This window comes from Mycobacterium sp. NGS22, from assembly GCF_059813095.1.
Window position 1 is genome coordinate 250,925 of sequence record NZ_JCALDY010000003.1, and the last position, 20,568, is coordinate 271,492.

A 20,568-nucleotide genomic window follows, 5' to 3' on the forward strand; every position below is an offset into this window, starting at 1 on the left:
ACTGTACGTATGGTGTTGAATCCTGACTTCCGACAGATGGGCGATGGGAACTTTGTCCAGTCCGCAGACGGTGTCACCGGCCGGCGTCTTATGTCGCTGACGCCGGCGGTCGAGGTGTTCGCCTGCCCGACCCGAGCGCCTCTACGACCTGCGCCCCGGGTTGGCAGCGGTTTAAATGGAACGGGGGACTTCTTAAAGGAGGCACCGGCCGCCGACGCGCTCACCAGAAACGGAATGCCTGAGTGGATTTTGGAGCTATTCCGCCGGAGATCAACTCCGCGCTGATGTACGCAGGTGCCGGCGCGGCTCCGATGCTTACGGCCGGCGCGGCGTGGAACGGCATAGCGGCCGAGTTGAGCACCGCCGCGGCGTCCTTCGAGTCGATCATCAACGGGCTGATCTCCCAACAGTGGATGGGTCCGGCGTCGCTGTCGATGGCCGCGGCGGTGGAGCCGTTATTGGTCTGGCTGAGCTCTACCGCTGAATCCTCGGCGCGGGCGGCCACTCAGGCCATGGCGTCCGCGGCAGCATTCGAGACGGCCCATGCCATGACCGTGCCGCCGGCCGACGTCGCGGCCAACAGGGCCCGACATGCCGCGTTGGTGGCGAACAACACGTTCGGTCAGAACACGCTGGCGATCGCGGCCACCGAGGCGCGTTACAGCGAAATGTGGGCTCAAGACGCCGCGGCCATGTACAGCTACGCCGCCGCGTCGGCGGCCGCCGCCCGTCTGGAACCGCTGACCAGCGCGCCGGAGGTCACCAATCCGGACGGGATCTCCAATCAGGCCGCCGCGGTCGGTCAGGCCGCCGCATCCGGTTCGGCTCAGGCAGTACAACTCGGCAACCTGATCAGCGACGGCCCGCAGGCCGTGATGAGCCTTTCCGCCCCGGCGGCCGCAGAGTCCAGTCCCACGACGGTACTGGGATTCCTGAGTTGGCTCGACAGCGTCGAACATCCGTGGTGGGGCGGGTTCGACCACAATCGAGCAACCTACTGGGACTACACCATCGGCCAGCTGGGCAGTGGCGCAGACGACGCAGAAAGCGAAGTCGAGGAGCTACCGTCCGGCTTCCAGGCGCCGATCAAGATAACGCCCGGGTTCGCGCAGTCGATCACGCCGGCGCCCGTCGGTGGCACGACGTTGGTGGCCGGGTTGGGCAACGCGTCGGTGGTCGGTGGCCTGTCAGTGCCGACAAGCTGGGCTTCGGCAGCCCCGGCAATGGCTGCCCGTCCGGCCGTGGAGGCGACCGGCTGGGTCGTCGGCGAGGAAGACGAACCTACCGAGGCGACGCCGCTTGCGCCTGGAATGGTCGCCAATGCGAGCGACGGCGGTGCCGGCCCGGCGCCCCGCTACGGCGTCAAGCCCGTCGTCATGCCCAAGCACGGCGTGTTCTGATCAGGTCCGTACGCTAACTCCATGCGGCCACCACCGCGGGACATCGAGACGACCCTGCTGATTGCCAACCGTGGCGAGATCGCTCTCCGAATCATCCGCACGGCAACCGAACTCGGCATCGGCACCGTGGCCGTCTACGCAGACGACGACGCCGACAGCCCGCATGTGCACGCGGCTGACGTGGCGTTGGGTCTGCCGGGCATCGGCGTCGCCGCCTACCTCGACCACGGCGCCATCTTGGCGGCCGCCTTGAATGCCGGCGCGACATTGATTCATCCCGGCTACGGGTTCCTCAGTGAGAAGCCGGAATTCGCGCGGGCCTGCGCGGCCGCCGGGTTCACCTTTGTCGGCCCGGACGCAGAGGTGCTTGCGGTCGTCGGTGACAAGTCCAAGGCCCGTGCCGCGGCGGCCGCCGCCGGAGTGCCGGTGCTGGCGGCCACCGGGGGACCGAGCAGCCTGGAGCAGGTGCGTTCGTTCTTCGCCGCACAGGACGGCCCGATCATGGTCAAGGCACTCGCCGGTGGCGGCGGCCGGGGAATGCGAAAGGTCGCGCGGCCCGACCAGATCGATGAGGCCTACCGGCAATGCGCCGCCGAAGCCCAACTCGGCTTCGGCGACCCCACCGTGTTCGCCGAGAGACTACTGGACGGTGCGCGACACATCGAAGTACAGGTGGTGGCGGCACCGGCCGGATACCAGACGCGTGCACTGGCCCTCGGCGACCGCGACTGCAGTGTCCAGCGCCGCTATCAGAAGATCGTCGAAATCGCGCCCGCCCAACATCTTTGCGACGATCTGCGTCGTGACCTGCACCGCGCCGCGGCCCGGCTGTGCGCCCGCATCGGGTTGCACGGTCTGGCGACCGTCGAATTCCTGGTCACCGGTGACGAATTCGTCTTTCTCGAAGTCAACCCGCGGATACAGGTGGAACACACCGTCACCGAGGAAGTCACCGGGATCGACCTGGTGGCGGTGCAACTGGCCATCGCCGGCGGGGCGTCCTACTACCAACTCGGTCTGCCGTCCGGAATCGCCTCGGACGGAACCGAAGTCATCGGTGAGCCAGCGGCGCGATCCGGCATCGCCATCCAGACCCGGGTCAACACGGAGACGATCGCGCCGGACGGAAGCGTCCTGCCCGCCACCGGGACCGTGAGCGCATTCTCGCCGCCGAGCGGGCCGGGCGTGCGCGTGGACACCTACGGCCGGACGGGACTGACGCTCAGTCCCCGGTACGACTCGTTGCTCGCCAAGGTGATCACCCATGTAAGGGGCACGTCCTTCCCGGCGGCGGTCCGCAAAGCCCGTAACGCGTTGGGAGAGTTCACCATCGAGGGTGTCGGAACCAACATCGAGTTCCTTCGAGAGTTGTTGTCCGACAACAGTTTCAGCTCCGGGGCAGTAACGACGGGTTTCGTGGACGAGAAACTGCCCGAGCTGGCGGCTGCGGTAGCGTCGCGCCAGCCCCAGCGCCACCCGCACATCGAGCTCTACCCGGGCGAAGAGGCGCTGCGTGCGCAGTTGTCCGGGACGGTGATCGAGTTGGTCCCCGAGGGTGCCGAAGTCGGTGCCGGGCAACAAGTCGTGGTACTCGAGGCGATGAAAATGCAACACGTGCTGGTCGCGCCGGCCCCGCTGCGGGCGGTCCGGCACCTTGTCGCGCCCGGCCAGGTGGTGGGAACCGGTGACGCGCTGGTGGTCTTCACCCGCGTCGGCGCCGACGACAACGACGGAAAGTCCGCTGCTGCGATAGATCTCGATCGTTCGCGTGCCGACCTGGACGAGGTCCGCCGGCGACACCTGATCACCCTGGACGAGGGGCGGGCGGCGGCCGTCGCCAAGCGGCACCGGCAAGGACGGCGCACCGCACGCGAGAACATCGCAGACCTCATCGATCCCGGCAGTTTCATCGAGTACGGCGCGCTGGCCATCGCCGCGCAGCGCACTCGGCGTTCGGAGGAGGATCTGATCGCCAATACCCCCGCGGACGGACTGGTAGCCGGGCTGGCGACCATCGGCGCGGATCGATTCGGGCGCGATGCGGCCGAGGCGGTGGTGGTGTCCTACGACTACACCGTGCTCGCCGGCACCCAAGGCATGCGCAATCACGCCAAAACCGACCGGGTGTTCGACCTCGCCGGCCGAAAGCGGTTGCCGGTGGTGCTGTTCGCCGAGGGTGGTGGCGGTCGGCCCGGTGACACCGACGTCGGCGGCCACGCCGGGCTCGACGTCCCGACCTTCCGGGTGCTGGCGGCCCTGGCCGGTCGGGTCCCCTTGGTGTCGATCGTCTCCGGTCGCTGCTTCGCCGGAAATGCCGCGCTGGCCGGGGTTTGCGACGTGATAATCGCGACCCCGGACGCCAATATCGGCATGGGGGGCCCCGCGATGATCGAAGGCGGGGGACTGGGTGTCTACCCGCCCGAGGCGATCGGCCCGATCGACGTGCAACGGCGCAACGGGGTGGTGAGCCTGGTCGCTCGCGACGAGGCGCACGCCGTCACGCTGGCCAAGCAATACCTCTCGTATTTTCAAGGCAGCATTGACGATTGGGAAGCACCGGATCCGCGTCTGGCCCGGCATGTGGTGCCCGAGAACCGATTACGCGCGTACGATGTGCGGCGCGCGGTCGAATCGGTCGTCGACGTGGGATCGGTGCTGGAGTTGCGACCCGATTACGGCGTCGGCATCGTCACTGCGCTGGTGCGCGTGGAAGGTGTGGCCTACGGGTTGATCGCCAACAGCAGCCACCATCTGGGCGGCGCGATCGACGCCGAGGCCGCAGACAAAGTCGGCGACTTCCTGACGCTGTGCCAATCGTTCGGGTTGCCGATCGTTTCGCTGTGCGACACACCGGGATTCATGGTCGGCCCGGAAGCCGAAAAGGAGGCCGCGGTCCGTCGCTTCGGGCGGATGTTCGTCCTCGGCGCGCAACTGACCGTCCCGTTCGGAATGATCATCCTGCGCAAGGGCTATGGACTGGGCGCAATGGCCATGGCCGGCGGCTCGTTCCACGCGCCGCAGTTCACCGTCGCGTGGCCTACCGGAGAGATCGGCGGCATGGGCCTGGAAGGTGCTGTGCGCCTTGGCTTCAGCAAAGAGTTGGCCGCGGCCGCTGACGACTCCGAACGCCAAGCTTTGTTCGACAAACTGGTCGCGGCGGCCTACGAACACGGAAAGGCGTTGCGTGCGGCCACTACATTCGAGCTCGACGACGTCATCGACCCCGCGGAGTCCCGGGCCTGGATTGCCAGGCTGCCGGGACGCCGCGCAGGCAGTCTTTAACCGTGTCCGGAACCGCAGCCGATGCCCGGCAGACAGCCTTCGCCGCCGGGTATACCGCCCGGGCCGCCGAACTGGCCGCCGTTACCGCAACCCACGCCCGGAATGCAGCCCTGGCCGCCGGGGCCGCCACCCGGGCCGCCGTCGAGGCCGCCAGAACCGCAGTTGCCGTTGGGGTCGCACCCGCCGCCGCCCGGGTCGAGCGGGACGAAATGGGTGATGCCGGTGCTGGTAGTGCCCGGCCCGGCCGCGACAACGTCAGCCGCGGCCATCGGCGCCGCAGCGATCGCTGTAGCGACTGCCCCGGCCACCACCAGTGGTTTCATGAACTTCAATTTCGATAACATTCATCTCGCATACCACCCGGACCGGCATTCAAACATTGCATAGCAGATCGCATTTCCACTTCGAAGCGACAGAAGGCGTATCACGATGACCTCATTGGACTTGACCGGCCGCACCGCCATCGTCACCGGCGCTTCGCGCGGAATCGGTTTGGCGATAGCGCAACAACTGGCCGAAGCCGGCGCCAACGTCGTGCTGACCGCACGCAAACAGGAGGCGGCCGATGCGGCCGCTGCCGAGGTCGGTGGCCGTGCGCTGGGGGTGGGTGCGCACGCGGTCGACGAGGACGCCGCGCGGCGCTGCGTCGATCTCACGCTGGAGCGGTTCGGCCGGGTGGACATCCTGGTCAACAACGCGGGCACGAATCCGGCCTATGGTCCGCTGATCGACCAGGATCACGCGCGATTCAGCAAGATCTTCGACGTCAACCTGTGGGCTCCGTTGCTGTGGACGTCGCTCGTCGTCAAGTCGGGGATGGGCGAGCACGGTGGGGCGATCGTCAACACCGCCTCGATCGGCGGCATGCACCAATCACCGGCCATGGGCATGTACAACGCCACCAAAGCTGCGCTGATTCACGTGACCAAGCAACTGGCACTGGAACTTTCACCGCGCATCCGGGTGAACGCGATCTGCCCCGGGGTGGTGCGCACCAGGCTTGCCGAGGCACTGTGGAAGGACCACGAGGATCCGCTCGCGAGATCGATCGCGCTGGGCAGGATCGGCGAGCCGGTCGATGTCGCGGGGGCCGTCGCTTTTCTGGTGTCCGACGCCGCGAGTTGGATCACGGGCGAGACGATGGTGATCGACGGCGGTCTGTTACTGGGTGCGGCAGAAGGCTTTCAGGCCAGATGAGCGCCGACGGCGAGCTGAAGGAGCGGGTGCAGGCGCTGCTCGACGAGTACCCGCCGACCAGCACCGAACCTCGAGAATTCCTGGGCGCGCAGTACGACGCGGGACTGGCGTGGGTGTACCTGCCGAGTGGTTTCGGTGGGCTCGGGCTGCCGCGGACCGTGCAGGAACGGGTCGATCGGCAGCTGGCCGCCGCGGGCGCACCGGTGGGCGGCACCCCCAAGAATTACATCGGCATGGGCATGGCCGCGCCGACGATCGCGGCATTTGGTACCGACGAGCAGAAGCGAAAGTTCCTGCGCCCGTTGTTCACTGGCGAGCAAATCTACTGTCAGCTGTTCAGCGAACCAGGGGCGGGATCGGATCTGGCCGCGGCGGCCACCCGCGCGGTGCGCGACGGCGACGAGTGGATCGTCAACGGGCAGAAGGTGTGGACGTCGCAGGCCCAGCACGCGCAGATGGCCATCCTGGTCGCCCGCACCGACCCCACAGTGCCCAAACACCTGGGCTTGACGTATTTCCTGTGCGACGTCACCCAGCCGGGCGTCGAAATCCGTCCGCTGCGCCAGATCACCGGCGAAGCCGAGTTCAACGAGGTGTTTCTCACCGACGTCCGGGTGCCCGACGCCAATCGGCTCGGCCCCGAGGGCGGCGGCTGGCGGGTGGCGACCACGACGCTGAACAACGAACGGGTCGCCATCGGCACCCGGCCGGGGGTACCGCGGGAAGGCGGTCATATCGGCAAGGTCACCCAGGCGTGGCGGCAGGATCCGGCGCTGCGCAACCCCGCGATGCACGACGATCTGATGCGGTTGTGGGTGGACGCGGAAGTGTTCCGGCTGAGCGGGGAACGACTACGCCAGCAGGCCGTCGCCGGGCAACCCGGTCCCGAAGGAGCCGGGATGAAGATCGTTTTCGCCCAACTGGCGCAGGCGATTTCGGGCTTCGAAGTCGAACTGCACGCCGAGCAGGGACTCCGCTACGACGACTGGACTTTGCGCCGCCCCGAAGTGGTGGACCTGACCGGTCGCGGGCCCGGCTATCGCTACCTGCGCGCCCGCGGCAACTCCATCGAGGGTGGTACCTCAGAGATCCTGCGCAACACGGTGTCTGAGCGGGTGCTGGGTCTGCCCGGTGAACACCGCGTCGACAAGGACGTCGCTTGGAAGGACATTCCCCGATGACCGACCTGCTGTATTCCGACACCGAGGAGGCACTGCGCGACGGCGTCCGGCAGCTTTTCGCCGACCGGTGTCCCCCGGAACTCGTCGCCAAGTCGTATGACCAAGTGGCACCGGACTTTTCGGCGCTGTGGCGCACACTGGCCGCGGAGCTGGGAGTGGCCGGCCTGCTGGTGCCGGAGTCCCTTGCCGGGGCAGGAGCAAGCGCCCGCGAGGCTGCGGTGGTCATGGAAGAGATCGGGCGCGCGGTCGCGCCGGTGCCGTTCCTGTCCAGCGCGGTGCTCGCGACGGTCGCGCTGACCACCGCAGGCGACACCGAGGCGCTGCCGGCGCTGGCGTCCGGCGCGAGCACCGCCGCACTGGTGGTGCCGCTGCCCACAGCGCCGTGGGATGTCGCCCCGGCGGTGAGCACCGGTGCCGACGGGCTGACCGGACTGGTCACCAGCGTCGCCGGTGCCGCCGAAGCCGACTTGCTGGTGGTACCGGTGGCCGCACCGGACGGGGTTGAGCTGCATACCGTTTCGCGTTCCTCTGCGGGTGTCGAGGTGACGCCGGTGCTGGCCTTCGACATGACCCGACCCCTCGCCGACGTACGGTTTACGGGTGCCGCCTCCACCCGCGTGGGTGCCGGCGCAGGCGCCGTGGCAACGGCTTTGCAGACAGGTGCGGCACTACTGGCCTCCGAGCAGCTCGGCCTGGTGCAGTGGTGCTTCGACACCACGCTCGCATACGCGAAGGAGCGCAAGCAGTTCGGCCGCGCGATCGGCTCGTATCAGGCGATCAAGCACCGGCTGGCGGACCTGTGGTTAGTGGTCAGTTCGGCGACGTCGGCGGCCCGTTACGCCGCGGACAGCGCTGCCCGCGATGACGACGACGCCGTCGTCGCGGCGTCGGTCGCGCAGGCCTATTGCAGCGGCGCGGCGGTGCATGCGGCTGAGGAGTGCGTGCAATTGCACGGCGGCATCGGAATGACCTGGGAGTATCCCGCGCATCTGTACCTCAAGCGCGCCAAGAGCGACCAACTGGCCTTCGGGACCGAGTACCGGCACCGGTCGCGGCTGGGCGACCTGGTCGACCTGCCGGTCACCTGAACTGGCGAGCAGACGCAAAATCCCCTTGGAGCGTCCGCTCCCGGGTGATTTTGCGTCTGCTCGCCCGGGAGCGCGAGCCCGGTCGGGAGCCCGCGCTGCTCCGCCCGGGAGTGCGAGCCGGGTCAGCCGCCCAGCGCCGAGGCGAAGGTTTCCGTCATCGCGGCCCAGTGCCGATCGGCGGCGGCCTCGTCATAGGGCGCGTTGTCCGGCACTGCGAACCCGTGCCCGGCCCGATACCACTCGATGGTGTGCCGCACGCCCGCGGCCGTCAGCGCCTTGCCGAGCTGCTCGGCCTGGTCGGCGGTGAACGACGGGTCGTTCTTGGCGCCGCCCACGTAGACGACGGCGTTCATCCGGTCGGCCAGCAGATGCGGGCTGTGCTCGTTGTCGGTGACCAGGCCGCCCCCGTGGAAGGATGCCGCCGCGGCCACCCGGTCCGGGAGACGGCCGGCCAGCAGCACCGAGATGCGGCCGCCCGTGCAGTAGCCGCACACGCCGAAGCGGTCACCGGCGACCTCGGGGCGGCCGGCCAGGTAGTCGAAGTAGGCGTCGGCGTCCCGGGTGATCCGGTCAGGGGTCAGGGTGCCGATCATGAACAGGATCCGGGCCCGCTCCTTGGCATCGCCGAACGCGCTCGCCATGTCGAAAGGCGCCCAGTCGCCCTCGCGGTAGTACACGTCGGGAAGCAGCACCGCATAGCCGAATCCGGCGAGCTTGGCGGCCATCTCGTCGAACGTGGTGCGCACACCGCCGGCGTCGGGAATCATCACCACACCCGGCCAGGGACCGGTGCCGTCGGGAGTGAAGAATTTCACTTTGGGGGTGCCGTCCGGGGTGGTGACGGTGTCGGTGATCTCAGGCATGGTCTCCGTTCTACTCCTGCGATCGCCGCGGGAGTTTTTGGGCGTCGACCCGCCGCGCCCGGCTTCGCCGCGCTTGCGATCGCCGCGGGATTTTTGGGCGTCGACCCGCCGCGCCCGGCTTCGCCGCGCTTGCGATCGCCGCGGGATTTTTGGGCGTCGACCCGCCGCGCCCGGCTTCGCCGCGCTTGCGATCGCCGCGGGATTTTTTGGGCGTCGACCCGCCGCGCCCGGCTTCGCCGCGCTTGCGATCGCCGCTAAGCTGACGGCGTGCCGATCGCGACGCCCTACGAGGATCTGTTGCGTCTGGTGCTAGCAACGGGGACGCCGAAATCCGACCGCACCGGCACCGGAACGCGCAGCCTGTTCGGCCAGCAGTTCAGGTATGACCTCTCGGCCGGGTTCCCGCTGCTCACCACCAAGAGAGTGCATTTCAAGTCGGTGGTGTACGAGTTGCTGTGGTTCCTACGCGGCGAATCCAACATCGGCTGGTTGCATGAGCACGGCGTCACCATCTGGGACGAATGGGCAAGTGACACAGGAGAACTCGGTCCCATCTACGGTGTGCAGTGGCGCTCCTGGCCGACTCCGGACGGTGCGCACATCGACCAGATCAGTGCGGCGCTGAATTTGCTGCGTACCGACCCGGACTCGCGTCGCATCATCGTCTCGGCCTGGAACGTCAGCGACATCCCGCAGATGGCGCTGCCGCCGTGCCACGCGTTCTTCCAGTTCTACGTCGCCGACGGCAGATTGAGTTGCCAGCTCTACCAGCGCAGCGCCGACCTGTTCCTCGGGGTGCCGTTCAATATCGCCAGCTACGCGCTGCTCACCCACATGATGGCGGCGCAGGCCAATCTGCAGGTCGGCGAGTTCGTCTGGACCGGCGGCGACTGTCACATCTACGACAACCACATCGAGCAGGTCGAGCTGCAACTCACCCGCGACCCCCGTCCGTATCCGAAATTGGCTCTGCAGCATAGGGATTCGATTTTCGACTATCGCTACGAGGACGTCCTCGTAGAGAACTATGACCCGCATCCCGCGATCAAAGCCCCCGTGGCTGTATGACGCGCACGAGTCTGGTGTGGGCTCAGTCGACATCCGGCATCATCGGCCGCGGCGGCGACATCCCGTGGCAGCTGCCTGAGGACCTGGCCCGGTTCAGGCAGCTGACCCTGGGACACACGGTGGTGATGGGCCGGCGAACATGGGACTCGCTGCCGGCTCACGTACGTCCGTTGCCAGGTCGTCGCAACGTGGTGCTGTCTCGCCGATCGGACTTCACCGCCGACGGCGCGCAGGTCGTCGGCTCCTTGGAGCAGGCGCTGACCGCGGACGACACCTGGATAATCGGCGGAGCGGAGATCTACGCGCTGGCGCTGCCGCTGGCCGACCGCTGCGAAGTCACCGAAGTGGACATCGAACTGCCGCGCGACGACGAAGACGCGCTGGCCCCCCTGCTCGACGAGGCGTGGGTGGGTACAACGGGGGAGTGGCAGGTCAGCCGCCTGGGACTGCGGTACCGGTTTCACAGCTACGCTCGGGCTTAAGCCGGTCGCATCCCTCCCGCGGTGCACGTTGAGCAATTGAAGGGGGAATTCAACAGTGGTAAACGAACCCGCAAAAGCGTTCACTCGTAAATTCTGGGGCTACGAAACGAACGCGGTCGACGCCCATATCGAGGCGTTGACCACCAGGCAGGAGCTGCTGCGCGCCGACGTCGAGAACCTGCGGGCACGGCTGACTCAATCCGGCGACGAAGTCGCCGCGCTGCGCAAAGAGGTTGCGCTGCTCATCGAGACTTCTGACTCACCACACGCTGTGCAACAGCGGATGGCCCAGATGCTGCGACGCACGGTCGACGAGGTGTCGCAGATGCGGGCCGAGGCGCAGTCCGAGGCGGAGGCACTGATCGTGGCGGCCCGGGAGGAGGCCGAGGATGAGCGGCGCAAGCACGAGGAGTTGGTGGCGGGCATGGTCGCCCGGCAACAGGAGATGGAAGCCGAGTACGGCGATACCAAGCAGCAACTCGACGCCGAACTGGCCGGCATGCGCGCCGAGGCGCGATCGGAGATCGACGAGGCCTGGCGGGACAGCAATCGGGAACGTGAGCAGTTGCTCGCCGACGCCAAGCTGGAGGCCGATCACTATCGCGAGCAGGCGCGGCGGGCGGTGGACGAAGCGACCCGGCAGCGGATCGAGGTGCTCGAGCAACTGATGGACGTCTACCGCGACCTGCAACCTGTTCCGGCCGCTCTCGAAGCCGCACAGAGTGCGGCGGAGTCCGGTTCCGAGTCGAACGGCCGGATGCCGTCGGCCCAGAAAGTCGGCACCGGTTAAGCCCGCGGCAATCTCGCCGCCGACTGTCGGCGACCGGTAGTCTCGGCGCCGTGCCGGTCCGGACCCCCAGGTTGACCGCTGCGCAGGCCCGGCGGATCGCCGTTGCGGCGCAAGGATTCAGCGAGCCGCCGCCACGCGGAAACATCACGCGCGCACACCTACGACGGCTGATTTCCCGGATTCAGGTACTGCAGCTGGACTCGGTGTCGGTTGCCGTGCGAGCCCACTATGCACCCGTTTTCAGCAGACTCGGACCCTATGACCGCGACGTGCTGGACCGTGCCGCATGGGGACCGGCCAAAGGGCGGTTGCTCGTCGAATACTGGGCGCACGAAGCGGCGCTGATGGCCGTCGACGACTGGCCACTGCTGCGCTGGCGAATGCGTCAGTGGCGGCACGGCCGGTGGGGCAGTCACATCGTCAAAGCCAACCCCCAACTCGCCGAGGACATCGTGGCCGCCGTCACCGAACTCGGCCCCAGCAGCGCCGGGCAGATCGAGGCGCATCTCCAAGCGGAGCCGCGCGGTCCGCGAGGCCCCTGGTGGGGACGCAGCGACACCAAGTGGGTAGCCGAGGGGTTGTTCGCCGCCGGGGTGCTCACCACGGCCACCCGGGTCGGCTTCGCGCGTCACTACGACCTGGTCGAACGAGTGCTGCCGCGCGACGTGCTGGCGCGTCAGATCGACGACGACCACGCCATCCGCGAGCTCACGCTGCGCGCGGCAACCGCGCTGGGTGTGGGCACCGAAGCCGACATCCGCGACTACTTCCGACTGGCCGCCGGGCAGGTCAAGCCGGCGATTGCCGACCTGTTGGGCACCGGTGAGATCGAACGCGTGGAAGTCGACGGCTGGACTGCGCCGGCCTACCTGCGGGCAAATACTGTGCCGCGCAGCGACCGCGGCACCGCCTTGCTGTGTCCGTTCGACCCGCTGATCTTTTTCCGGCCGCGGGTCGAGCGGATCTTCGGCTTCCACTACCGCATCGAGATCTACACCCCGGCCGCCAAGCGTCAATACGGCTACTACGTGTGGCCGCTGCTGCTGGACGGCAACTTGGTGGCGCGGGTGGACCTCAAAGCCGACCGCGCGGCGGACACGCTGCGGGTGGTGGGCGCATTCGGTGAGCCCGACATCGAGCGGCCAAGGGTTGCCGCGGCACTCGCCGCTGAGTTGCAGTCGATGGCGTCCTGGCTGGGATTGGGCGGGGTGAGCGTGGCCGCGCGGGGTGACCTCGCTGGAGAGCTGCGCCGGTGCGCAGAGCAAGCTGATGGCGTCCCGGGAACCTGACGTCGCGTTGTGGATGGCCGTCGGGAAACTGCGCGGCTCCCTATCTGCCGCGACGAAACCCGTTGCCGGACAAGATGTTGAGCGGTTCGTCGACTAGGCCAGGCAAAACACTCCGGTCAGGACTTTGCGGGCAGGCGGTGCTTTTGAATCGCGTCTGGCAGCGGATCTGCAGCCACATTGCCTAGCATGATGTTCGCGGTTCGACGGACTTCCGTAGCTGGTAGCAGCTGTCACAGATATGTCCCCACCCGCACGACTGTGTTCGTGCTGCCCTGGGGGATTCAACGTGACGCTCATCCGGACAACCGCCGCACGCGTTTGTGAGATGGCGCCGGAGTCGCTGGTGGAGCAACTGTTGGAGCAAATGCTGCATCGAACGGGGCGCCGGGCCGCACCTGCGGAGCAGACCTCGTGGAAGCGCAGTATTCCGGTCCTGGCCGGGGATCTTGTTGATGCCGGCCTCGGGGAAGTCGAGATGCTCGTCGAGTATCACCTGCCGCTGACATCACAGCGCGCCGACGTTGTGCTCGCTGGGAGACATCCGGAAACCAAGGAAATTTCCTACGTTGTGGTGGAACTGAAGCAGTGGTCGGCTGCGTACGCCTTCGAAAACGATCCGGAGATTTTGGAAGTACCGGGCGTTCCGGGAGGCCCGCGGCAGCACCCGGTCATCCAGGTCCGGGGTTACTGCGAATACCTTTACGACTTCGCGCGCGTGCTGGCGGATTTCCCCGACGCGTTGGCCGGTATGGCATACCTGCACAACGCCGCCGATCCTGCACTGGTCAAGGATTTGCTCGCCGTGCCGGTGTCGACGACAGGGCGACTGTTCACCGCAGCCGACAAGGGTTCCATGCTGGAATTCCTTCAATCCAGGCTCGCGCCCGGACCCGGACGCCAAGCGGCAGATCTGTTGCTGAACTCACCCGTGGCTCCATCGAAACAACTGCTGAAACTCGCGGCGGCAGAGATCCGTGACCGGCCACAATTCCGATTGATCGGAAACCAGCAACTGGCGGTCGATCTGGTGATGCACACCGTCGAGCACGCGCGTGCCGGAAACACCAAGCGAGTCATCGCGATCACGGGCGGTCCCGGCAGCGGCAAGAGCGTTATCGCGCTGTCTCTGGTCGGTGAGTTGGCGCGGCGCGGCCGCACTGTCATCCACGCCACCGGGTCTCGGTCGTTCACCCAGACATTGCGCAAAGTTGCCGCTGTCCGAGCTCCGAAGGTCAAGGCAATGTTCAAGTATTTCAACCAGTTCATGACCGCCGATCCCAACGGCCTAGACGTGCTGATCATGGACGAGGCGCACCGGATAAGGCACACCTCCGCGAATCGATTCACCCGTGCCGAATTACGGACCGACCGCCTGCAGATAGACGAACTCATCGCCGCTGCTCGAGTGCCGGTATTTCTCCTCGACGAACACCAGGTGGTGCGTCCGGGCGAGATGGGCACCCTTGCACAAATCGAGCGCCATGCACGGCACCTTGGGCTCGGCTTTGAACACATCGCATTGGGTGAACAATTCCGATGCGGTGGCAGCGAGGAATACGTGCATTGGGTGGTGCGACTGCTGGGACTCGCCGCAGATGAGCCACCGGTTGTCTGGTCGGACGATCCGCAGTTTGCAGTATTGATCGCCGAGACCCCCGCGGAAATGGAACTTCATCTAACGAGGCAGATGCAGCAGGGATATTCAGCACGGATTACAGCGGGGTACTGCTGGCAATGGAGCGATGCTCGCGAAGACGGCTCACTCGTTCCTGACGTTCAAGTCGGCACATGGTCACGGCCGTGGAACAGCAAGAGCGAGCGCCGAATCGGAGATGTGCCGCCCAGTGCTCTGTGGGCCACTGACGACGGCGGCTTCGATCAAGTTGGCTGCATTTACACGGCCCAAGGGTTCGAGTACGACTGGAGCGGTGTGATCATCGGACCAGATCTGGTCTGGCGAAATGGACGTTTCATCAGCGTTCGCGCGGGCAACAAAGACCCTGACTTTCGTAATTCGAAAACCGTGCCGGACAACAGGTTCGACGTCCTTGTCCGTCATGTATACAAAGTGCTGCTGACTCGCGGGATGATTGGCACGGTGATCTATTCCACAGACCGTGAAACGAGGGAGGCGCTGCGCACGTTGATCCAACCCGGCCGACGGCGGAAATGGGGGCCGCAGGATGTCCGTACGCGGACTTCCGACTTCACTTCTGCGTACGGTCCGGTGAGCGCCGACCGTTAGGAATTTGACGGCTGAGGGTGATCGACCATAGGTCGCGTTGCTTTTCTATCTGACGGGATCCTGCCCGTTGCGATGTCGGGCGATGCGCTACCAGCGCGTTAAGGTGAGCGCCGTGGCCGAGACGGCGCCGCTGCGCGTGCAACTGATCGCAAGGACCGAGTTCCTGGCGCCGCCGGACGTGCCCTGGACGACCGACGGCCCTGATGTTCAAGGCGGGTCCGCCCTGGTCGAGTTCGCCGGCCGGGCCTGCTATCAGAGCTGGTCCAAACCCAATCCCCGGACCGCGACCAACACCGGCTACATCAAGCACATCATCGACGTCGGTCATTTTTCGGTGCTCGAGCACGCGAGTGTCTCGTTCTACATCACCGGAATCTCACGGTCCTGCACCCACGAATTGATTCGGCACCGGCACTTCTCCTACTCGCAGCTGTCCCAGCGTTACGTGCCGGAGACCGAGTCGCAGATCGTGCTGCCGCCGGGCATGGAGGACGATCCCGAGCTGGCCGAGATACTGCTCGCCGCTGCCGACGCCAGCCGCGCCACCTATACAGAGCTGCTGGCCAAGCTGGAAGCCAAGTTCGCAACCGACCAGCCCAACGAGAAAATGGGGGTCTTGCGGCGCAAACAGGCCCGCCAGGCCGCCCGGGCCGTCCTCCCGAACGCCACCGAGACCCGGATCGTGGTGACCGGCAACTATCGGGCCTGGCGGCACTTCATCGCCATGCGGGCCAGCGAGCACGCCGACGTCGAGATCCGGCGACTGGCCATCGCGTGCCTACGTCAGCTCGCCGATGTCGCCCCGGCGGTGTTCGCCGACTTCGAGGTGTCGACTTTGGCCGACGGCAGCGAGGTCGCGACCAGCCCGTTAGCGACCGAAGCCTAACTGCCAAAGCCCTTGCCGCAGCCAGGTAATCTAAGGAACCGTGAGCACCGTCGGATTTGACGCCCCGGCACGTCTGGGGACCTTGTTGACCGCGATGGTGACACCGTTCGACGCCGACGGCGCCCTGGACGCCAGGGCCGCCGCCCGGGTGGCCAATCACCTGGTAGATCAGGGCTGCGATGGTCTGGTCGTCTCGGGAACCACCGGAGAGTCTCCGACCACCACCGACGACGAGAAGCGCGAGCTACTGAGGGTCGTCCTGGAGGCGGTAGGCGACCGGGCGCGGATCATCGCCGGGGCCGGCACCTACGACACCGCGCACAGCATCAAGCTCGCCCAGGCTGCTGCGGCCGAGGGCGCGCACGGACTGCTGGTCGTCACCCCGTACTACTCCCGGCCCCCTCAGCGCGGGTTGCAGGCGCACTTCACTGCCGTCGCCGACGCCACCGACCTGCCGATCGTGCTCTACGACATTCCGCCCCGCTCGATCGTGCCGATCGACCCCGACACCCTGCGCGCGCTGGCGTCGCACCCCAACATCGTGGGGGTCAAGGACGCCAAGGCCGACCTGCACAGCGGGGGACAGATCATCGCCGAGACCGGGCTGGCCTACTACTCCGGCGACGACGCCCTCAACCTGCCGTGGCTTGCCATGGGCGCCACCGGATTCATCAGCGTCATCTCCCACTTGGCGGCCGGTCAGCTGCGAGAACTGTTGTCGGCGTTCAATTCTGGAGACATCGCCACCGCGCGGAAGATCAACGTCTCGGTCGGCTCGCTGTGCAACGCGATGGCCCGCCTGGGCGGGGTGACGCTGTCCAAGGCCGGCCTGCGCTTGCAGGGCATCGACGCCGGCGAGCCGCGGCTGCCGCAAGTTGCGGCGACACCGGAGCAACTCGAAGCACTGGCTGCCGACATGCGTGCGGCGTCCGTGCTCAGGTGAGTCAAGCGTGAACGAGGAACTCACCCCGCCTGGTCCCCTCGCCGCGGGCGGACTGCGGGTCACCGCGCTCGGCGGCATCAGCGAAATCGGCCGCAATATGACGGTTTTCGAGCACCTGGGCCGGCTCCTGATCATCGACTGCGGGGTGATGTTCCCCACCCACGACGAGCCCAGTGTCGACCTGATCCTGCCCGACCTGCGTCACATCGAAGACCGGCTCGACGACATCGAAGCGCTGGTGCTGACCCACGCCCACGAAGACCACATCGGCGCGATCCCGTTCCTGCTCAGGCTGCGACCCGACATCCCGGTCGTCGGTTCCAAGTTCACCCTGGCGCTGGTGTCCGCCAAGTGCCGCGAACACCGCATCAAGCCGGTGTTCGTCGAGGTCAAAGAGGGGCAAAGCACCCGGCATGGCGTATTCGAATGCGAATACTTCGCCGTCAACCACTCCATCCCGGACGCGCTGGCCATCGCCGTCTACACCGGAGCGGGCACCGTCCTGCACACCGGTGACATCAAGCTCGACCAGCTGCCACTCGACGGACGCCCCACCGACCTGCCCGGCATGTCGCGGCTCGGCGACGCCGGAGTGGACCTGTTCCTGTGTGACTCGACCAACGCCGAACACCCCGGAGTCGGGCCGTCGGAAAGCGAGATCGGTCCGACCCTGCACCGGCTGATCCGGGGCGCCGACGGGCGGGTCATCGTCGCCTGTTTCGCCTCCAACGTCGACCGGGTGCAGCAGATCATCGACGCCGCAGTCGCTTTGGGACGTCGGGTGTCGTTCGTCGGCCGGTCCATGGTACGCAACATGGCGATCGCCCGCGAACTGGGTTTCCTGCGGGTCGCCGACTCGGACCTGATCGACATCGCCGCGGCTGAAATGCTGCCGCCCGACCAGGTGGTGCTGGTCACCACCGGCACCCAGGGCGAACCGATGGCGGCGCTGTCTCGGATGTCGCGAGGTGAGCACCGCAGCATCACCCTGACCGCCGGCGACCTGATCGTGCTGTCCTCGTCACTCATCCCCGGCAACGAGGAGGCCGTCTACGGCGTGATCGACGCACTGGCCAAGATCGGCGCCCGGGTGGTCACCAACGCCCAAGCGCGCGTGCATGTTTCGGGTCACGCCTATGCCGGTGAGTTGCTGTTCCTCTACAACGGGGTACGTCCGCGCCACGTCATGCCGGTGCACGGAACGTGGCGGCACCTGCGGGCCAACGCCAAACTGGCCGCCAGCACCGGGGTGCCCGAGGACTCAATCCTGTTGGCGGAGAACGGCGTCAGCGTGGACCTGGTGGCCGGCAAGGCGTCGATCGCCGGCGCGGTGCCGGTCGGCAAGATGTTCGTCGACGGGCTGATCACCGGCGACGTCGGCGACATCACGTTGGGGGAGCGGCTCATCCTGGCGTCCGGCTTCGTCGCGGTGACCGTGGTGATCAAGCGCGGCACCGGCAAACCGGCGGCGCCGCCGCACCTGCATTCGCGCGGATTCTCCGAGGACCCCAAGGCGCTGGAACCTGCCGTGCGCAAGGTGGAGGCCGAGCTGGAAGTGTTGGCGGCCGACAACGTCGTCGACCCGATCCGGATCGCCCAGGGCGTGCGTCGCACCGTCGGCAAATGGGTCGGCGAAACCTACCGCCGACAGCCGATGATCGTGCCGACCGTCATCGAGGTCTAAACCTTCTCCGCGTACCCCGACCACTCGATCTGCGAGGCCGTGAGCCTGCGTCCGGTAGGCGCGAGGTAGCGTTCGACGATCTCGTCGGAACCGATCTGCTCCACCAGTCGCCAGCCGTACTCGTGCAGGAACGCGGCGATCTCGTCGGGCGCAATGCCCCAGTGCCACAACCGATGTCGTTGGCGCACCGAACGGTACAGCGCGCGGGAGCCATACCGGTTCGTGCCGTCGATGAAGTCGCGGCGAACGTAGGTGAAGGCCAGGCGACTGCCAGGCGCCGTCGCGCGCAGTCCCGCCAGGGTGGTGCGGACGGCGTCCTCGGTGAGGTACTGGGTCACGCCCTCCCAGATCAGGAACACCCGGTAGTCGGGGCGGTAGCCGTGTTCGGCCAACGCGGTCAGCAGATCGTCACGCTCAAAATCCATTGCGACCAACCGAACTGACAGCGGCAGCTCGCCCAGTACTCGTCGCACCGTCTTGGCCTTGCGGGCGATGTTAACCGGCAGGTCCACCTCGAACACCGGCTTCCGGACCCGCCGGGTCAACCGGTAGGCCCGGGTGTCCAGTCCCGCGCCCAGGATCACGACCGCGTCGACGTCGTCGAGTGCCCCGGCAAGCTTGTCGGCGATGAATTGTTTGCGGCACGTCAAATTGGCCCACAACCCGCGACCGGTGAACTCCGATACACCGATCAGTGCGCGCCGGAACGGTGCGAACCGGGTGGCGGCGACGAGCCAGCGCAACGGAGCGGGAAGGAACAACCCGGCCAGGTCGTCGTCCACCAGTCTGCGGTCGCCGGACTCGTTCTGTTCTATCGCTGCCAGCACCATCGGCCCGAAAGCCGTGCGCGCCGCGGGATTCGGAGCCATTGGTCAGCGCTTGTTGACCGAACCCGCGTCGACCGGCAGCGTCACACCGGTGATGTAGCGAGCCTGGTCGGACACCAACCAGGCCACCGCGTTGGCGATGTCGTCGGCCTGCAGGATCTGCACCGGCAACGCGTTGCTCATGCCCGGAGCCGAGCCCGACTCGGCAACCAGGTCGGCCAGCCACTTGAGAGTGAATTCGTTGTTGATCATCGGGGTGTTGACCCCGGACGGGTGCACCGAGTTGACCCGAATGCTGTGTTTCGCAAGCAGATTGGCGTACAGACGCATCAGGCCGACCAGGCCGTGCTTGGCGGCCGCGTAGCCCAGGGAGCCGGCGTCGCCACTGCCCACACCCGCGAGTCCGGCGGCCGAGCTGATCAGCACGATCGACCCGCCGTCACCGTGCTCGACCAGAGCCGGTATCGACACGTCGACGGTGTGGTAGGCGCCGGTGAGGTTGACGTCGATGACGTCGCGCCAGCCGTCCGCGGACTGCATCGGCGCGATGCCGGCGTTGACCACCACGATGTCGAGCCGGCCCAATTCGTCGAGCCCGGCCTGCAGGGCGGCCGCCAATCCCGCGCGGTCCCGCACGTCGGCCTGCCTGGCCACGATCCGCGCCCCGGTGCCCTCGACCAACTGAACGGTGCGGGCCAGGTCTTCGGCGGTGCCCAACGGGTAAGGCACGCTGTCGATCTGGCCGCACAGGTCGACGGCGATCACGTCGGCGCCGTCCCGGGCCAGCCGGACCGCGTACGCCCGTCCCTGGCCGCGCGCGGCACCCGTGATGAACGCGACTTTGCCGGCGAGCGGACCCTCGGCCATCAGGCGCGCAGCTGCCCTTTTTCGCTGTCGCCGGCCGGAATCGGCTGCAACATCTTGATGTCCGGGGCGCCGGCCAGGTGCTCGCCGGCCGCGGTGAACATCTTGGCGATCGCCGGCGACGTGCTGTGCGTCTTCAGCGCCTCCTCGTCGGCCCACTGCTCGACGAACACGAAGGTCTCGCCGGTCTGGTGCAGCGAATACAACTGACAGCCGGGCTCGTCGTGCACCTCTGGCACCGCGGTGGTGAGGATCTCGCGGACAGTGTCGACCGACTCCGGTTTGACGGTGAGGGTGGCGACCACGACGACGGGCATGCTGGGGCTCCTGACGACTCTGGCGGGGCAGCGGGTATGACGTGGCCAAACGGGCTGGCCGGTTGACACACTACTCACGCCGTCAGGTCACCGAACGAGCACATCGCGATCAATGCGCTGTTACCAGTGTGGCGGTTGGTGCGGATGAGGTCACTGGGACTA

At 66.9% G+C, this 20,568-nt stretch carries 18 protein-coding genes; 13 read left to right on the forward strand and 5 right to left on the reverse strand.

All coding sequences use genetic code 11. The features are described from left to right. Positions 1-242 precede the first annotated feature (242 nt). On the forward strand, positions 243-1,400 hold the full coding sequence (locus AC5Y47_RS04430; RefSeq protein WP_499942283.1) for a PPE family protein: 1,158 nt from the start codon (positions 243-245) through the stop codon (positions 1,398-1,400). 21 nt (positions 1,401-1,421) lie between these two features. After that, positions 1,422-4,682, forward strand: a complete 3,261-nt coding sequence (locus AC5Y47_RS04435; protein ID WP_499942285.1) for an acetyl-CoA carboxylase family protein — start codon at positions 1,422-1,424, stop codon at positions 4,680-4,682. Here the strand turns inward: AC5Y47_RS04435 and AC5Y47_RS04440 are convergent. After that, positions 4,679-5,005 carry a PE-PGRS family protein gene (locus tag AC5Y47_RS04440; protein ID WP_499942287.1) on the reverse strand — a complete coding sequence of 109 codons (327 nt, stop codon included), beginning with the start codon at positions 5,003-5,005 and terminating at the stop codon, positions 4,679-4,681. The two genes, AC5Y47_RS04435 and AC5Y47_RS04440, sit on opposite strands and share 4 nt — an antisense overlap. Positions 5,006-5,111: 106 nt before the next feature. On the opposite strand from AC5Y47_RS04440, the gene AC5Y47_RS04445 reads away from it, so the two are divergent. From AC5Y47_RS04445 to AC5Y47_RS04455, 3 genes are read left to right on the forward strand one after another with little or no spacing between them, the layout of a single operon-like run. After that, entirely contained in the window at positions 5,112-5,879 is a 768-nt protein-coding gene (locus AC5Y47_RS04445) for an SDR family oxidoreductase (protein WP_499942289.1), read from the forward strand. After that, a complete protein-coding gene (locus AC5Y47_RS04450) occupies positions 5,876-7,060 on the forward strand; it encodes an acyl-CoA dehydrogenase family protein (RefSeq protein WP_499942291.1) in 1,185 nt (394 codons plus the stop codon). The genes AC5Y47_RS04445 and AC5Y47_RS04450 overlap by 4 nt, the downstream gene beginning before the upstream one ends. Then, positions 7,057-8,148 (forward strand): acyl-CoA dehydrogenase family protein, encoded by a 1,092-nt coding sequence (locus AC5Y47_RS04455; protein ID WP_499942293.1) that lies wholly within the window; start codon positions 7,057-7,059, stop codon positions 8,146-8,148. The genes AC5Y47_RS04450 and AC5Y47_RS04455 overlap by 4 nt, the downstream gene beginning before the upstream one ends. Before the next feature lie 122 nt (positions 8,149-8,270). Here AC5Y47_RS04455 and AC5Y47_RS04460 read toward each other — a convergent pair whose 3' ends face one another. Continuing rightward, a complete protein-coding gene (locus AC5Y47_RS04460; RefSeq protein WP_499942295.1) occupies positions 8,271-9,011 on the reverse strand; it encodes a dienelactone hydrolase family protein in 741 nt (246 codons plus the stop codon). A 267-nt stretch (positions 9,012-9,278) separates the two neighbouring features. On the opposite strand from AC5Y47_RS04460, the gene AC5Y47_RS04465 reads away from it, so the two are divergent. The 8 genes from AC5Y47_RS04465 to AC5Y47_RS04500 all read left to right on the forward strand — a co-directional run bounded on the left by AC5Y47_RS04465 (position 9,279) and on the right by AC5Y47_RS04500 (position 18,398). After that, entirely contained in the window at positions 9,279-10,079 is an 801-nt protein-coding gene (locus AC5Y47_RS04465; protein WP_499942296.1) for a thymidylate synthase, read from the forward strand. Then, positions 10,076-10,561: a dihydrofolate reductase gene (locus AC5Y47_RS04470; protein WP_499942298.1), complete on the forward strand. Its 486-nt coding sequence runs from the start codon at positions 10,076-10,078 to the stop codon at positions 10,559-10,561. Before AC5Y47_RS04465 ends, AC5Y47_RS04470 begins: the two co-directional genes overlap by 4 nt. Before the next feature lie 55 nt (positions 10,562-10,616). Next, complete coding sequence (locus AC5Y47_RS04475; RefSeq protein ID WP_499942300.1) at positions 10,617-11,351, forward strand: cell division protein DivIVA; 735 nt, start codon at positions 10,617-10,619, stop codon at positions 11,349-11,351. A gap of 50 nt (positions 11,352-11,401) precedes the next feature. After that, a complete protein-coding gene (locus AC5Y47_RS04480; RefSeq protein ID WP_499942301.1) occupies positions 11,402-12,640 on the forward strand; it encodes a winged helix-turn-helix domain-containing protein in 1,239 nt (412 codons plus the stop codon). Positions 12,641-12,926: 286 nt separating this feature from the next. Continuing rightward, positions 12,927-14,885, forward strand: a complete 1,959-nt coding sequence (locus AC5Y47_RS04485) for a DNA/RNA helicase domain-containing protein (RefSeq protein ID WP_499942303.1) — start codon at positions 12,927-12,929, stop codon at positions 14,883-14,885. A gap of 112 nt (positions 14,886-14,997) precedes the next feature. Next, the gene (thyX, locus tag AC5Y47_RS04490; protein ID WP_499942304.1) at positions 14,998-15,771 is read left to right on the forward strand and encodes an FAD-dependent thymidylate synthase; all 774 of its coding nucleotides are present in this window, start codon (positions 14,998-15,000) and stop codon (positions 15,769-15,771) included. 40 nt (positions 15,772-15,811) lie between these two features. Continuing rightward, positions 15,812-16,714 carry a 4-hydroxy-tetrahydrodipicolinate synthase gene (dapA, locus tag AC5Y47_RS04495; RefSeq protein ID WP_499942305.1) on the forward strand — a complete coding sequence of 301 codons (903 nt, stop codon included), beginning with the start codon at positions 15,812-15,814 and terminating at the stop codon, positions 16,712-16,714. Between the two features lie 7 nt (positions 16,715-16,721). Continuing rightward, positions 16,722-18,398, forward strand: coding sequence for a ribonuclease J (locus tag AC5Y47_RS04500; RefSeq protein ID WP_499942307.1), 1,677 nt, complete (start codon positions 16,722-16,724; stop codon positions 18,396-18,398). On the opposite strand, the gene AC5Y47_RS04505 is transcribed toward AC5Y47_RS04500, so the two are convergent. From AC5Y47_RS04505 to AC5Y47_RS04515, 3 genes are read right to left on the reverse strand one after another with little or no spacing between them, the layout of a single operon-like run. After that, entirely contained in the window at positions 18,395-19,267 is an 873-nt protein-coding gene (locus AC5Y47_RS04505) for an SAM-dependent methyltransferase (protein ID WP_499942309.1), read from the reverse strand. The two genes, AC5Y47_RS04500 and AC5Y47_RS04505, sit on opposite strands and share 4 nt — an antisense overlap. 3 nt (positions 19,268-19,270) lie before the next feature. Further along, the gene (locus AC5Y47_RS04510) at positions 19,271-20,092 is read right to left on the reverse strand and encodes a mycofactocin-coupled SDR family oxidoreductase (RefSeq protein WP_499942311.1); all 822 of its coding nucleotides are present in this window, start codon (positions 20,090-20,092) and stop codon (positions 19,271-19,273) included. Then, positions 20,092-20,406 carry a putative quinol monooxygenase gene (locus AC5Y47_RS04515; RefSeq protein WP_499942313.1) on the reverse strand — a complete coding sequence of 105 codons (315 nt, stop codon included), beginning with the start codon at positions 20,404-20,406 and terminating at the stop codon, positions 20,092-20,094. Before AC5Y47_RS04515 ends, AC5Y47_RS04510 begins: the two co-directional genes overlap by 1 nt. Positions 20,407-20,568 lie beyond the last annotated feature (162 nt).

Bases quoted from the DNA above. Each gene is read 5' to 3' on its own strand.
- AC5Y47_RS04460 (WP_499942295.1), bottom strand. From the start codon at position 9,011: ATGCCTGAGATCACCGACACCGTCACCACCCCGGACGGCACCCCCAAA.
- AC5Y47_RS04510 (WP_499942311.1), bottom strand. From the start codon at position 20,092: ATGGCCGAGGGTCCGCTCGCCGGCAAAGTCGCGTTCATCACGGGTGCC.
- AC5Y47_RS04435 (WP_499942285.1), top strand. From the start codon at position 1,422: ATGCGGCCACCACCGCGGGACATCGAGACGACCCTGCTGATTGCCAAC.
- AC5Y47_RS04440 (WP_499942287.1), bottom strand. From the start codon at position 5,005: ATGAAACCACTGGTGGTGGCCGGGGCAGTCGCTACAGCGATCGCTGCG.
- AC5Y47_RS04445 (WP_499942289.1), top strand. From the start codon at position 5,112: ATGACCTCATTGGACTTGACCGGCCGCACCGCCATCGTCACCGGCGCT.
- AC5Y47_RS04450 (WP_499942291.1), top strand. From the start codon at position 5,876: ATGAGCGCCGACGGCGAGCTGAAGGAGCGGGTGCAGGCGCTGCTCGAC.
- AC5Y47_RS04470 (WP_499942298.1), top strand. From the start codon at position 10,076: ATGACGCGCACGAGTCTGGTGTGGGCTCAGTCGACATCCGGCATCATC.
- AC5Y47_RS04515 (WP_499942313.1), bottom strand. From the start codon at position 20,406: ATGCCCGTCGTCGTGGTCGCCACCCTCACCGTCAAACCGGAGTCGGTC.
- AC5Y47_RS04505 (WP_499942309.1), bottom strand. From the start codon at position 19,267: ATGGCTCCGAATCCCGCGGCGCGCACGGCTTTCGGGCCGATGGTGCTG.
- AC5Y47_RS04455 (WP_499942293.1), top strand. From the start codon at position 7,057: ATGACCGACCTGCTGTATTCCGACACCGAGGAGGCACTGCGCGACGGC.